At 72.8% G+C, this 13,038-nt stretch carries 13 protein-coding genes; 9 read left to right on the top strand and 4 right to left on the bottom strand.

Features of this window, described 5'->3' with window-relative positions; translation table 11 throughout:
• Positions 1-29: 29 nt before the first annotated feature.
• Positions 30-1,511, bottom strand: a complete 1,482-nt coding sequence (locus RBL05_RS14140; protein WP_308738925.1) for a SulP family inorganic anion transporter — start codon at positions 1,509-1,511, stop codon at positions 30-32.
• Between the two features lie 122 nt (positions 1,512-1,633).
• Between RBL05_RS14140 and RBL05_RS14135 the strand changes: the two genes are divergently transcribed.
• From RBL05_RS14135 to RBL05_RS14100, 8 genes are all read left to right on the top strand, one after another.
• The gene (locus tag RBL05_RS14135; RefSeq protein ID WP_308738926.1) at positions 1,634-1,897 is read left to right on the top strand and encodes a hypothetical protein; all 264 of its coding nucleotides are present in this window, start codon (positions 1,634-1,636) and stop codon (positions 1,895-1,897) included.
• 168 nt (positions 1,898-2,065) lie between these two features.
• Positions 2,066-3,013 (top strand): hypothetical protein, encoded by a 948-nt coding sequence (locus tag RBL05_RS14130; RefSeq protein WP_308738927.1) that lies wholly within the window; start codon positions 2,066-2,068, stop codon positions 3,011-3,013.
• A 178-nt stretch (positions 3,014-3,191) separates the two neighbouring features.
• On the top strand, positions 3,192-3,482 hold the full coding sequence (locus RBL05_RS14125; RefSeq protein WP_318603804.1) for a hypothetical protein: 291 nt from the start codon (positions 3,192-3,194) through the stop codon (positions 3,480-3,482).
• The gene (locus RBL05_RS14120; protein ID WP_318603803.1) at positions 3,479-4,495 is read left to right on the top strand and encodes a calcium:proton antiporter; all 1,017 of its coding nucleotides are present in this window, start codon (positions 3,479-3,481) and stop codon (positions 4,493-4,495) included. Before RBL05_RS14125 ends, RBL05_RS14120 begins: the two co-directional genes overlap by 4 nt.
• 76 nt (positions 4,496-4,571) lie before the next feature.
• Positions 4,572-5,321, top strand: coding sequence for a dienelactone hydrolase family protein (locus RBL05_RS14115; protein WP_308738929.1), 750 nt, complete (start codon positions 4,572-4,574; stop codon positions 5,319-5,321).
• Between the two features lie 402 nt (positions 5,322-5,723).
• Positions 5,724-7,025 carry a glycine betaine/L-proline ABC transporter ATP-binding protein gene (locus RBL05_RS14110; RefSeq protein ID WP_318603801.1) on the top strand — a complete coding sequence of 434 codons (1,302 nt, stop codon included), beginning with the start codon at positions 5,724-5,726 and terminating at the stop codon, positions 7,023-7,025.
• Entirely contained in the window at positions 7,022-7,930 is a 909-nt protein-coding gene (locus tag RBL05_RS14105) for an ABC transporter permease (RefSeq protein WP_308738930.1), read from the top strand. The genes RBL05_RS14110 and RBL05_RS14105 overlap by 4 nt, the downstream gene beginning before the upstream one ends.
• 97 nt (positions 7,931-8,027) lie before the next feature.
• Complete coding sequence (locus RBL05_RS14100) at positions 8,028-8,987, top strand: glycine betaine ABC transporter substrate-binding protein (RefSeq protein WP_318603799.1); 960 nt, start codon at positions 8,028-8,030, stop codon at positions 8,985-8,987.
• A gap of 118 nt (positions 8,988-9,105) precedes the next feature.
• On the opposite strand, the gene RBL05_RS14095 is transcribed toward RBL05_RS14100, so the two are convergent.
• Positions 9,106-9,669, bottom strand: a complete 564-nt coding sequence (locus RBL05_RS14095; protein WP_308738931.1) for a general stress protein — start codon at positions 9,667-9,669, stop codon at positions 9,106-9,108.
• A 313-nt stretch (positions 9,670-9,982) separates the two neighbouring features.
• Between RBL05_RS14095 and RBL05_RS14090 the strand changes: the two genes are divergently transcribed.
• Positions 9,983-10,453 carry a MarR family winged helix-turn-helix transcriptional regulator gene (locus tag RBL05_RS14090; protein ID WP_308738932.1) on the top strand — a complete coding sequence of 157 codons (471 nt, stop codon included), beginning with the start codon at positions 9,983-9,985 and terminating at the stop codon, positions 10,451-10,453.
• A 69-nt stretch (positions 10,454-10,522) separates the two neighbouring features.
• Here the strand turns inward: RBL05_RS14090 and RBL05_RS14085 are convergent, their stop codons facing one another.
• Positions 10,523-11,638, bottom strand: coding sequence for a Gfo/Idh/MocA family protein (locus tag RBL05_RS14085; protein WP_308738933.1), 1,116 nt, complete (start codon positions 11,636-11,638; stop codon positions 10,523-10,525).
• Positions 11,635-13,014, bottom strand: coding sequence for an ROK family protein (locus RBL05_RS14080; protein ID WP_308738934.1), 1,380 nt, complete (start codon positions 13,012-13,014; stop codon positions 11,635-11,637). Before RBL05_RS14080 ends, RBL05_RS14085 begins: the two co-directional genes overlap by 4 nt.
• Positions 13,015-13,038: the final 24 nt, after the last annotated feature.

Genomic DNA, 13,038 nt, shown 5'->3' with positions numbered 1-13,038 from the left:
TCGCGGGGCTCGGGCCCCGCTGCACGGAGCTAGTTCAGCGTCCCGGTGAGCCGGCCGTGGAAGAGGGTCGAGCGGTCATCGAGCCCGATGAAGGAGACCTCGAGGCCGTGCTCGACGTACTTGGCCTGGACCGAGTCGAGCACGGCCACGGTCGAGGCGTCCCAGATCTGGGCCGCGGTGAAGTCGACGGCGACCGGGAGGCCGCGCTCGGCGTCGGCGGCGTAGTCGAACTGCTCGACCAGGTCGTTGCTCGAGCCGAAGAAGAGCGGGCCGTGCACGGTGTAGCGCGTCACGTCGGCCCCCGTCGTGCGCTCCACGCGGGTCACGTGCGCGACGCGACGGGCGAACAGGGCGACCGCGAGCAGCGCCCCGGCGGCGACGCCGAGGGCGAGGTTGTGGGTGATCACCACGACCACGACGGTCGTGGCCATGACGAGCGTCTCGGAGACCGGCATGCGGCGCAGGGTCGCGGGCCGCACGCTGTGGAAGTCCACGGTCGAGACCGCGACGACCATCATCACCGCGGCGAGCGCGGCCATCGGGATCTGCTCCATGAGGTCCGACAGCGCGGTGACCAGGATCAGCAGCAGCACGCCGGCGACGAAGGTGGAGATGCGGGTGCGGGCCCGGCCCAGCTTCACGTTCATGACGGTCTGGCCGATCATCGCGCAGCCGGCGATCCCGCCCCAGAACCCGGCGAGGATGTTCGAGACCCCGAGCGCCCAGGACTCGCGGCTCTTCGAGGAGCGGGTGTCGGTGATGTCGTCGACGAGCTTCGCGGTCAGCAGCGTCTCCATCAGGCCGACGAAGGCGACGGACAGTGCGGTCGGGGCGATGATCTGCAGCGTCTCCAGCGTCAGCGGCACCTCGAGCGGGGTGAGGCCGGGCAGGCCGCCGGAGACCTCGCCCTGGTCGCCGACGGTCGGGACGCGGAGATGGAAGATCATCGCGATCGCGGTGACCAGCACGATCGCGACCAGCGGCGCGGGCACGGCCTTCGTCAGGCGCGGCAGGGCGAGCACCACGACGAGGGTGAGCGCGAACAGCGGGTAGACCGCGGCGGGCACGTCCAGGACGTGCTGGAGCTGCGCGGTGAAGATCAGGATGCCCAGCGCGTTGACGAAGCCGATCATCACCGAGCGGGGGATGAAGCGCATGATCCGCGCGAGCCCGACGAGGCCGAACGCGACCTGGACGAGGCCCGCGAGGATCACGGTGGGCAGCAGGTACTCGACGCCGTGGGTGTGCACGAGCGGGGCGACGACGAGAGCGACCGCGCCCGCGGCGGCGGTGATCATCGCGGGGCGTCCGCCGAGGAAGGTCATCGAGATCGCGAGCACGACGGAGGCGATGAGGCTGACCTTCGGGTCCACGCCCGCGATCACCGAGAAGGAGATGACCTCCGGGATCAGGGCGAGGGTGGTCACGGCGCCGGCCAGCACCTCGGTGGTGAGGCGGCGCGGGCTGCGCAGCGCCTGCAGCACGGTGGGAGAGGAGGAGGACGTGGTCACGGGCCGATGCTATCCGCGTCCGCGGCGGACTACCCTGTCGGTCTGACTGCCGTGCGTCGCGCCTCACCGCGACCGCGCCGCACGCCCCGACCGTCCCGCTCGCTCCGCCCGACAGAGGTTCCATGGCCCCGCCTGCTCGCCGCCGCTTCGATGCCACCTGGCTGCCCTTCGGGATGATCCTCGGGTTCGTGGTCGGGATCGGGACGGGGCTCGCGGTCGTCGACACCCTGTGGATCGGCGCGGTTCTCGGCGTGCTCGTCGGCGCCGGGCTCGGAGTGCTGCTGGGCCTGCGCGGGGGCGGCGACGCGCTCACCCGGGACGAGGATGCGGAGGACGACGAGTACCGGCGGCTGCACGGCGACCCGCGCCCCGGCGAGAGGCGCTGACCTGCACGCCCCCTGATCCCCACAGGATCTCCACACCGCCAGCACAAGCATTTCATGGCATGGACTTGACCCTCTCTTGACCATTGGGCAGGGTGTGATGCGGGCCACCGCTCCCCGGTCCATGACGGCGCACCCGCCGCACCGGGGAGGGCCGGGACGGAGACCCCGATGGGACACCTCGACGCACGCACCACGACCACCCGTCGCCTGCGCCGCAGCATGGCGCTCGCGGCCTGCACGGCACTGCTGGGCCTGACCGCATGCGGCGCGGGGGACGAGGCCGGGACCGGGGACGACGGCGCCCAGGAGCCCGCCACCACGACGGAGGAGCAGTCCGGCGGCGAGCAGCCGTCCGACGACGCCGGGTCCGGCGACGACGCCGAGTCCGAGGACGACCAGACGACCGACGACCAGGACGAGGCAGGGGACGACGAGGGGGCAGGAGACCAGGAGGAGGGGGATCCGGGCGCCGCGGGCGAGCGCACCCGGATCCTCCTGGTCACGGACCTCGGCATCGACGAGACCTCCGGGGACGGGGCGCCGACGCTTGCGGACGACGACCTCGCCGCGCTCCTCGCGGGGCCCTTCGGCGGCACCGCCGAGTGCGCCGACGAGCTCGTGGTTGAGAGGGGGCAGAGCGCCGGCTGCGTCGGGCCGACGAGCCCGGACGACACCGCCCCGACGCAGGAGTGGGTCGCCAGCACGGTCGCCGTCCCGCACGAGGACGGCCTCGAGAGCGGCTACCGGGTCGCGGTGCTGTTCTCCACCGGCACCGAGCTCGCCGAGGAGGCGAGGGAGCTGACCCAGGAGAACGTGATGCTGACGGGCCTGGGCCAGGGCTCGATGTTCGGGGCCGAGCCGCTCGGCGCGGAGGAGGTCGCCGACGCGACCCTGCAGACCCTCACCTCCGAGAACGCCTACGTGCCGGTGGCCGGCATGGCCGACTGGTCCGAGGTGACCTGCGAGGACGGCCTGGACTTCGAGGAATTCGGGACGACGGACTGCACGGCCGCCACCGCCGAGGGCGACTCCTGGCAGCTGCACGTCGCCCCCGGTGCCTTCGCCGACGGCGACCAGGGGCTGCTGGTCGGCATCGGCAGCCCGACCGACGTCTGAGCCTCGGCGCATCTCGGCCCGCCCCGTCTCGCGCCCGCCCTGGTCAGACCGCTCACCACGAGCTGACCCGGGCAGGCGCGACGGGCTACGGTGAGAGCGCGCCGAGGGCAGATCGGCGCCCCGGCCGGGACGACCCGGCCCGCGGACGCACCACGAGGACGGCCTCGCAGGAGATCCGATGAGCCCCTCGTCCCGCACCCGCCGGCCGCGCGCCGCGTCCCCGTCGGCCGCACCCGACCGCTCCCCCGAGCCCGGCGGCGCGCCGCACGTCCCCGGCTCCCGCGGCCCTGAGTCCCCGGGCCGCGCCCTCGCCGGGAGGGACCTCCTCCGCACGGTGCTCGACCGCAGCGCGATCTCGCGACTGCTGCTCGGCTGGGCGGGCGTCGCCGCGCTGATGCTGCTCTCCCCGCCCCGGGCGCGCTGTCCTCGGCGCTGCTCGCGCTCGCCCTCGCCGCGATCGTCGCGGTGATCGTGATCGCCGCCGGCGGCGTGGTCGCGCAGGCGGAGGCGCTCGCCCACCGCCTCGGCGACCCCTACGGCACCCTGGTGCTCACCCTGTCGATCGTGGTGATCGAGGTGGTGCTGATCGCCGCGGTGATGCTCGGCCCGGGCGATCACGCGACCATCGCCCGCGACTCGGTCATGGCGGTCTCGATGATCATCATGAACCTCGTCCTCGGTCTCTGCCTGCTGGTCGGCGGCATCCGCCGCGAGTCGATGCGCGTGAACCGGACCGGCACCTCCGTCTACCTGGTGCTGCTGATCGGCCTCGGCGCGATGGCCTTCGCGGTCCCGACGGTGCTCGGCGAGGACGGCACCTACGCCCCCGTCCAGGGCGTCGCGATCGCGGTGATGACCGTCGCCGTGTACGCCGTCTTCCTGTGGCGCCAGACCGGCGCGCAGGCGGTCGAGTTCCAGGAGGTGGAGCTCCCCGCGGCCGACGGGTCCGCCGAGGAGCCCGCCGACGCCGCGGACGCCTCCGACACCGAGGACTCCTCCCCCGGCATCGGCGCGACGCTCTCTCGCCACCGCGCGGAGCTGGGCCTGCGCGTGCTGCTGCTCGTCGCGACCGTGCTGCCGATCGTGCTGCTCTCCCACGACATGGCCGGGCTGCTCGACGAGGGGCTGGACCGGCTCGGCGCCCCGATCGCCCTGTCCGGCTTGCTGATCGCCGCGATCGTGTTCACCCCCGAGACGCTCACCGCGCTCCGAGCGGCGGCCGGCGGGGAGATGCAGCGGGTGGTGAACCTGTGCCACGGCGCGCTCGTCTCGACCCTGGCGCTGACCATCCCGACCGTGCTGATCATCGGGCTCGCCACCGGCAGCCCGGTGGTGCTGGCGGAGTCGCCCGCGAACCTGCTGCTGCTCGGCGTGACCTTCGCGGTCTCGGCCGTCTCCGCGGCGGCTCCGCGCGTGACCGCGGTGCACGGCACCGTGCACCTGCTGCTCTTCGCGGTCTACGCCCTCGCCCTGTTCTCCTGAGTCCGCCGGGCCCCGCCGCACGCCCTCCGCACGACGGCCCCGGGCATGCCGGGCGAGCGCGGGGTAGGGTCGCGGCGTGAGTGCGACCACGCTTCAGATCCCGACGGACGCCGGCGACCTGCCCGGGCTGCTCTGGCTGCCCGAGGACCTCGATCAGCCCGTGCCGGGCCTCGTGGTGCTGCAGGAGATCTTCGGACTCTCCTCGTACATGCAGCAACGCTGCGCGGATCTCGCCGCCCGCGGCTATGCGGTGCTCGCCCCGCAGCTCTTCGCCCGCCTCGACCCGCCGGTCGTCGGCATCGAGGACGGCGAGGACTTCCAGGCCTGGCTCGAGGAGGGCATGGCGCTGACCTCGCGCGTGCCCTGGGAGCGGGCCGAGGCCGATGCGATCGCGGCGGTCGGCGCGCTGCGCGCCCACGGCGCGGTCGACTCCGAACGGGTGGGGCTGGTGGGCTTCTGCTACGGCGGCGGGCTCGCGTTCTCCGCCGCCGCATCGGCCGCCGACGAAGACCGTCCGGTCTCGGCCCTGGTCAGCTACTACGGCTCCGCGCTGCCGACGCTGCTGGACCGCGCCGCGCAGGTGGACGTGCCGAGCCTGCACCACTTCGGCACGGCCGACGCCTTCATCCCGCTCCAGCAGGTCGAGCAGATCCGCGAGGCCGTCACCGCCGACGGCACCCGCGAGCAGGTGCGCTTCGTGCTCCACGAGGGTGCGGGACACGCCTTCGACAACCCCCACCCCGGTCTCCACCACGCCGGCGCCGCCGAGGCCGCCTGGCAGCAGACCCTCGGCTTCCTCGCCGAGACCCTCCCGCCACGGAGCTGACAGCCCCGCGTCGTCCCCGCCCTTCCGCAGGTCGTCGACGGGCGGGAGCCCCCGCCCGGGCAGGACGTGACCGAATAGTTATGTCCCGATTGTCGGACAGTCGGATCGGCCGTCGGTCGTCCCGTCCGGCAGGCGCATCCCTGCAGGCCAGACCGTTTCCCCCACGACCCCCCACCCCCGCCGCCTCCGTCCCGCGGACGCTCCGAGCCCCCTTCGTGAGCCCTGAAACGCCTGTTCCCAGGCGGTTTTTCCCACGGTCGAGGCTTAGAGTGATGGATCGTCGGATGCCGCCCGGGTCCCGCTGCGCCTCCTGTCGCTCTGCGCCTTCTGTCGCACTGCGCCCTTAGTCGCTCACGTCCCGCTCGGCATCGCGCACGTCATGTCGCCACCGAAGGAGCCCCTGTGCCACCTGTGATCTCCGCCGAGGGCCTGTACAAGGTCTTCGGCCGCCGCCCAGAGCGAGGAGTGCGCGAGCTCCGCAGCGGACGCTCGCGCGAGGACCTGCGCGAGCAGGGCCTGACCGCCGCCGTCATCGATGCGAGCTTCAGCGTCGACCCCGGGGAGATCTTCGTGGTGATGGGCCTGTCCGGCTCCGGGAAGTCCACCCTCATCCGCATGGTCAACGGCCTGCTCCCCGCCACCGACGGCGAGATCCGCATCGGCGAGGAGGTCCTCTCGAAGATGACCCCCGCGCAGGTGCGGGACGTGCGCCGTCGCCGGATCTCCATGGTCTTCCAGAACTTCGCGCTCCTGCCGCATCGCACCGTCGGCGAGAACGCCGCCTACGGCCTCGAGATCAGCGGCATGAACCGCTCCGATCGCGAGAAGAAGGCGAAGGAGGCGCTGGGGATGGTCGGGCTGAAGGGCTGGGACGCCTACCGCCCCTCCTCCCTCTCCGGCGGCATGAAGCAGCGCGTGGGCCTCGCCCGCGCCCTCGCCGCCGGCACCGACGTGATGCTGATGGACGAGGCGTTCTCCGCCCTGGACCCGCTGATCCGGCGCGACATGCAGGACCAGCTCGTCGACCTGCAGCAGCGCCTGGAGAAGACGATCCTGTTCATCACCCATGACCTCAACGAGGCGATGCGCCTGGGCGACCGGATCGCGATGATGCGCGACGGCCGGATCGAGCAGATCGGGTCCTCGGAGGAGATCCTCAACGAGCCCGCCAACGACTACGTCGCGAAGTTCATCCAGGACGTCGACCGCACCCGCGTGCTCGTGGCCGGCGCCGTGATGGAGCAGCCGCGCGAGACCCTCGGCATCGGTCAGGGTCCGCGCACCGCCCACAAGCTGCTGCGCGAGACGCAGAACCCCTGGCTCGTGGTGCTCGAGCGCGACCGCACCCCCGCCGGCGTGATCTGGCAGGACGACGTCGCCGAGGCGGTGCGCCTCGGCCAGGACGAGCTGCCCTGGTCCGACGTGCACGACATGGCGGTGGTCAGCCACGACACGCCTGTCGCGGAGCTGTTCGGGAAGTCCGCCCAGCACGACGCGCCGCTCGTCGTCGTCGACGACGAGGGCCGGTTCGCCGGCGTGATCCCCCGGGTCACCCTGCTGACCGCGCTCGGCGTGATCGGCGAGGGCGAGACCCCCTCCCCCGTCGTCGATCCGCCGCCCGGACCGGAGGCTCCCGGGACCCCGGGGGCGACCACGCAGGACGCCCCGACCGCCGACGATCGCCTCGGAGGTGACGCACGATGAACCCCGACGACGCCCTCATGCCCCGCCTCCCGATCGGAGAGTGGGTCGACGCCGGCATCGACTGGCTGAAGGAGAACCTCTCCTGGCTGTTCGACCTCTTCTCCACGGTGATGGACTTCCTGATCGGCGGCCTCACCGACCTGCTCCTGCTGGCGCCCGCGCTGGTGATGGTCGTGGTCTTCGCGCTGATCGCCTTCGTGTTCCGCTCCTGGAAGCTCTCGCTCGCGACGCTGATCGGCTTCGCCATCGTGATCTCGATGGAGCAGTGGGAGACGATGATGCAGACCATGGCGCTGGTGCTGGTCGCGACCGTGTTCGCGGTCGTGATCGCGGTGCCGCTGGGCATCCTCGCGGCTGTCTCCAGCACGGTCAGCGCGATCGTGAAGCCGATCATGGACTTCATGCAGACGATGCCTGCCTTCGTCTACCTGATCCCGGCGGTCACCTTCTTCTCGATCGGCGTGGTCCCGGGCGTCTTCGCCACGATCATCTTCGCGCTGCCGCCCGGGGTGCGCATGACCGAGCTGGGCATCCGCCAGGTCGACGGAGAGACCGTCGAGGCCGGCGAGGCCTTCGGCGCGACCCGCGGCCAGATCCTCCGCGGCATCCAGCTGCCACTGGCCATCCCGACCATCATGGCGGGCGTCAACCAGGTCATCATGCTCTCCCTGTCGATGGCCGTGGTCGCCGGCATGGTCGGCGCGGACGGCCTGGGCAAGGAGGTCGTCCAGGCGATCTCCACCCAGAACCTGCCCCTCGGTGTCGAGGCCGGTCTGGCCGTGGTGGTCCTGGCCGTCTACCTCGACCGTCTCACCGCGGCGATCGGCAACCCCTCCGGATATCCGACCTCCGCGCTCGCCCTGATCCAGCGGTCCATCGCGCAGCGCGCGTCCACCGGGATCTGACCCGTCGGCGGGCCGTCCCCGGCGACGGGGACGGGCCGCTTCCCCCACAGACCGATGATCACCACGATCCGTTGACCACCACGAAAGGAACTCCCTCATGAGCACCCGACGACTCCCCCTCAGCCCCCGCGGCGCACGACGCCCCGCCGCCAACCCCCTCACCCGACGCTCCGCCCTGATCGGCGGTGCCGGCCTGATGGGCCTCGGCCTCGCCGCCTGCGGCGGTGACGGCGAGAGCGGCGGAGGCTCCGACGGCGGCTCGGGCGGCGAGACCATCACGCTCGGCTACATCCCCTCGTGGACCGACGGGCTGTCCCTCGCCTACCTGCTCGACAACCGCCTGACAGCTATGGGCTACACCGTCGAGCACGAGCAGATCCCCGAGGCCGGCGTGCTCTACGCGGGTCTCGCCCAGGGCGATGTGGACATGTTCCCCTCGGCCTGGCCCGAGGTCACCCACGCCTCCTACATGGAGGAGTACGGCGACGACATCGAGGACCTGGTGGCCTACTACGAGGGCGCGGTCCTGAACCTGTCCGTGCCGCAGTACGTGGACATCACCTCGATCGACGAGCTCGCGGGCCAGGCCGACCGCTTCGGCGGCCGGATCGTCGGCATCGAGCCGGGCGCCGGGCTCACCAAGGCGACCCAGGAGAGCGTGATCCCGGGCTACGGCCTCGACGACTACGAGCTCGTCACCTCCTCCACCACCGCGATGATCACGGAGCTCGAGAACGCGATCGACGCCGAGGAGGACATCGTCGTCACGCTCTGGACCCCCTTCTGGGCGATGCCGGCCTACGACATGAAGGCGCTCGAGGATCCCGAGGGCGCCTTCGGCGAGCCGGAGGCGCTGCACCACCTGGGCCGCACCGGCTTCAAGGAGGACTTCCCCGATGCCGCCGAGTGGATCGCGGGCGCGACCCTGACCGACGAGCAGTTCGGCTCCCTCGAGGACAAGGTCGTCAACGAGTTCGGCGAGGGCAAGGAGGCGGAGGCCGTGGAGGCCTGGCTCGAGGAGAACCCCGACGTGCTCCCGCCCGTCGAGGGCGAGTGACCCCGCGGCACCGGCACCGCTGAGCGCCGGCACCGACGGGCACCGGAACCGATGAGAAGCGCCCCCGACACCGCATGGTGTCGGGGGCGCTCCTCGTCGTCGGGGCCGCCAGGGCGACTCAGCGTCCGGCCGCGAGGATCTGCTGCGCGGCCGCGAGACGGTCGCTGGGCACCTCCACGCTGTAGCTCGTGGCCTGGGTGATCCGCTGCGAACGGAAGTTGCGCCGGTTGCCGGTGGCGGCGAAGCCGATCAGGCCGAAGATGACACCCCACACGGCGCCGAAGACGATGCCGCTCAGCACGGGGCCGACGAACGCGAGCGGGACGAAGATCGCCAGCAGCAGTCCCAGCATCAGACCTAACCAGGCACCGCCGCCCGCACCGTACAGAGCGGCCTTGCCCCAGGTCATGCGGCCGGTCACGAGCTCGACGCTCTTGAGCCCGTGACCCACGATCCGCACCGCGGCGACGTCGTAGCCCTTGTCGGACAGGAGATCGACGGCCTCCTGGGCGCCCATGTAGTCGGGGTAGGTGGCGAGCGTGGCCATCGAGGGGTCCGTGGTGGGTTCGGGCTGCTCGGCGGCGTGCGTCTGCGTCGCCTGCGCCGTCTGGGGGGCCTGCGCCGGCTGGGCGGTCTGCGTGGGCTCGGTGGACTGGGTGCTCTCGGGCGGCTTCTGGGTCATGCTGTCCTCCTCGTGGTGTCGGTGAACGATTCCGGGAGGCGAGCTCTCTGCCGGGTCCTGCTCGACCCGATCACTCGGCTCCGTCTGCGTCGTCCGCGTCGTTATAGTTTGAGTTTACCAACCAACCTGTTGAGATCTCAAGAAAACCTGGGAGGGCATTTTTGTGAGCACCGTCGTCCCGCCGTCGTCGACACCTGAAGTCTCGCCGTCAGAGTCCGCACCGCCGGAGTCCGTGCACTCGGAGGCTGCGCCTTCTGCGCCCGCGCCGTCGGCACCCGTCATCTCGGGGGCCCCATCCCCCGCGCCCACGCCCGTGGACCGCACCGTCCTGGCCGCGCACATGGGCGCGGCGGTGCAGGCGATCGAGCGCTGGGCCCGGCGCACCCTCCATCGCGACAGCGGCACGTCCCTCTCCCGCAACGAGACGCATCTGCTCGCCCATCTCGCGACGCTGCCTCCGCAGCGGATGGGCGAGCTCGCGCAGTGGCAGGGTGTGGACCGCTCGACGATGAGCGTGCAGATCCGCTCGCTCGGCGAGCGGGAGCTCGTCGACCGCTCACCCGACCCCGCCGACCGCCGGGCCTCGACCGTCACGCTCAGCGCCGAGGGACGCGCGATGCTCGAGAAGTACCTGGGTCGCGCCTCGCAGATCCTCGAGCTCACCTTCTCCGGCTGGTCCGACCAGGACCTCGCCCGGTTCGACGGCTATCTCGCGCGCTTCGCGGCAGACCTCGGCGACGGACTCGCGGACGACCAGGCACCGTCGGGGCCGACCGGGGCGTGATCACCGCCGGGGGCGGCCAAGGCGCCGGGGACGCAACGCCTCCAGACCGCCCCGGCCCGCCCCGTGCGCTCAGCCCTCAACCTCGACCTCCCGGCCCGCCGCGGCGGAGGCGTAGCAGGCGTCGATCACCCGGGCGCGGCGCAGCGCCAGGGAGCCGTCGTGGGCGGCGACGTCGCCGGAGCGGACCGCCTGCAGGAACTCGGCGATGGCGCCCGCGTGGCCCCGGTCCTCACCCACCTGCGGACTGAGCTCGGCGGGGATGCCCTCGACCTCGGTCCACACGGTGATGCGGTGGTCGCCGGGACCGCCGGCCCACTCGATCGTCGCCCCGCCGTCGGCGCCGTAGAGGGTGACGTAGCAGAGATCCTCCGGGATCCACTGCGCCCAGCTGGACTCCAGCAGCATCGTCGCACCGCCGTCCAGGCGCAGGAAGGCGGTGGCGAGGTCCTCGACCTCGAAGGGGGCGCCGTCCTCGAGCTGGGAGACGCCGAAGCCGGAGCCGCCGCGGCCGCGGGGGCCGAACTCCGCGTGGGTCATGGCGGAGGCGGCGGTGACGGACGGTTCGCCGAGGAGGTGGAGGGTCATGTCGAGCATGTGGATGCCGATGTCCATCATCGCGCCGCCGCCGGCGCTCTCGGCCTTGGTGAACCAGGTGCCGAGCCCGGGGATGCCCTGGCGGCGGATCCAGCCGGTCTTGGCGTAGTAGATGTTCCCCAGGACGCCGGAGTCGATCACGGACTTCAGCGCGGTGACGTCGCCGCGTCGGCGGTGGTTGAAGGACACCTCGAGCACGCGCCCGGCGCGACGGGCCGCCTCGACCATCGAGGCGGCGGCCTCGCCGGTCTGGGCCATCGGCTTCTCGGTGAGCACGTGCACGCCCGCCTCGAGCGCCGCGATCGTCATCTCGGCGTGGAGGAACGTCGGGGTCGCGATCGAGACGACGTCGAGCTCCGCCTCGGCGAGCATCTCCCGCCAGTCCCGGTAGCGGCCGGGCACCTGGTGTTCCTCGCCGAACCTCTCCAGCAGGTGCTCCTCCATCGCGGAGAGGGCGACGAGGTCGACGGTCGGATCGGCGGCGTAGGCGGCGAGGTGCTGCTGGCCGGCCCAGCCCAGGCCGATCACGCCGGCGCGGAGTCGGCGCGCCCCCTCCTGCGGTGCTTCGGCCTGCGGTGCTGCTGCGGTCATGACGTGCGGTTCCCTTCGGTCGGTGGATGGGGCTCCTGGACGGGGTCCGCGGCCAGGAGGGCCAGCGGGTCCTCGTGCAGGCGGGTCAGGGCGAGCTCCAGCGCCCCGCGCACGACGACGTCGCGGCCGAGGGAGCTGGCCCGCAGCTGCGGGAGGGGAGGCGCCCCGATCCGGGGCATCGCCTCGCGCGCATGCTCGAGGACGGGGTCGATGGCCTCGGCGATCGCACCGGCGACGACGACGGTGTCCACGGCGAGCAGGCTCGAGAGGATCATGGCGATGCGGGCGAGGCGGTCGCCGATGCGCTCGAGCACCCCACCGGCGAGCGCGTCGCCGTCGCGGGCGGCGGCGAAGACGTCCTTCGCACCGAGCTCGGAGGAGGGCAGGGCCGAGAGCGCGACGGAGGTCTCCCCTGCCTCGAGCGCCTCGAGCGCCCACCGCCGGGCGAGGGCGGCAACGCCGTCGGCCCCGCGAGGGTCGCCGAGCACGGTCTCGAGGAAGCGCATCTCGCCCGCGCCGCCGTCGGCCCCGCGCAGGAGCCGTCCGTCGACGACGAGCCCGGCGCCGAAGCGCTCGCCCATGAGCAGGGCGGCGAGGTGGTCCGCATCGGCGCCGGAGCGGGACAGGTGGGCGCGCTCGGCGAGCGCGGCGAGGTTCGCGTCGTTCTCGACGAGGACGGGGCCGTCGAGCGCGTCGACGAGGCCGGGGTTCATGGCAGGCCAGTAGCCGGCGTCGCCGCTCGGCGAGCGTCCCTCGGCATCGACCGGGGCGGGCACGCCGACGACGGTGAGCAGGCGGGGCGCTCCACCCGCGCCTCGTCCGTCGGCAGTGCCGGCCGCGGCGGGAGCGTCGACCGCGTCGGCCGTGTCGTGGGAGCCCCCTGCGCCGGCCGCGTCGACCGGACCTCCCGCGCCGGCCCGCGTGCTCACCCGGTCCAGCAGCGCGCGCAGCGCCTCGAGGCGTCGTTCCGCCGCGGCGGCGCCGGCCTCGAGGTCGTCGCCGGCGAGCGGAGCGTCCTCGAGCACGAGGCGCTCTGCGGCCAGCTCGCGGCCGCGCAGGTCCGCCGCACGGGCGGCGAGGGTGTGCTCGCCGGCGTCGACGGCGAGCAGGATCGCCGCCTGCGCGCGCAGGGCGAAGCGGCGGGCGGGTCGGCCTCGCGGGGCGGCACCGTCGCGTTCCGCCGGGGCGTCTTCGAGCCATCCCGCCTGCTCGAGCTCGGCGCACACGCCGAGCACGGTGGCGCGGGTGAGCCCGGTGGCGGCCATCGCGTCGGCCGCGGTGAAGGCCTCGGTCCCGAGGGCGTGCTGGAGGAGCGCCTGACGGTTCGCCCGACGCATCAGCTGCGGCGAGCTGACCCCGCGGTCCGCGGACCGCACCTCTCCGACCTGGGACCGCTCCCC

Source organism: Brachybacterium sp. GU-2 (genome assembly GCF_030866705.2).
Lineage (GTDB): Bacteria > Actinomycetota > Actinomycetes > Actinomycetales > Dermabacteraceae > Brachybacterium > Brachybacterium conglomeratum.
The sequence above is the reverse complement of the archived record's forward strand: the minus strand, read 5'-3'. Positions and strand labels throughout refer to the sequence as shown.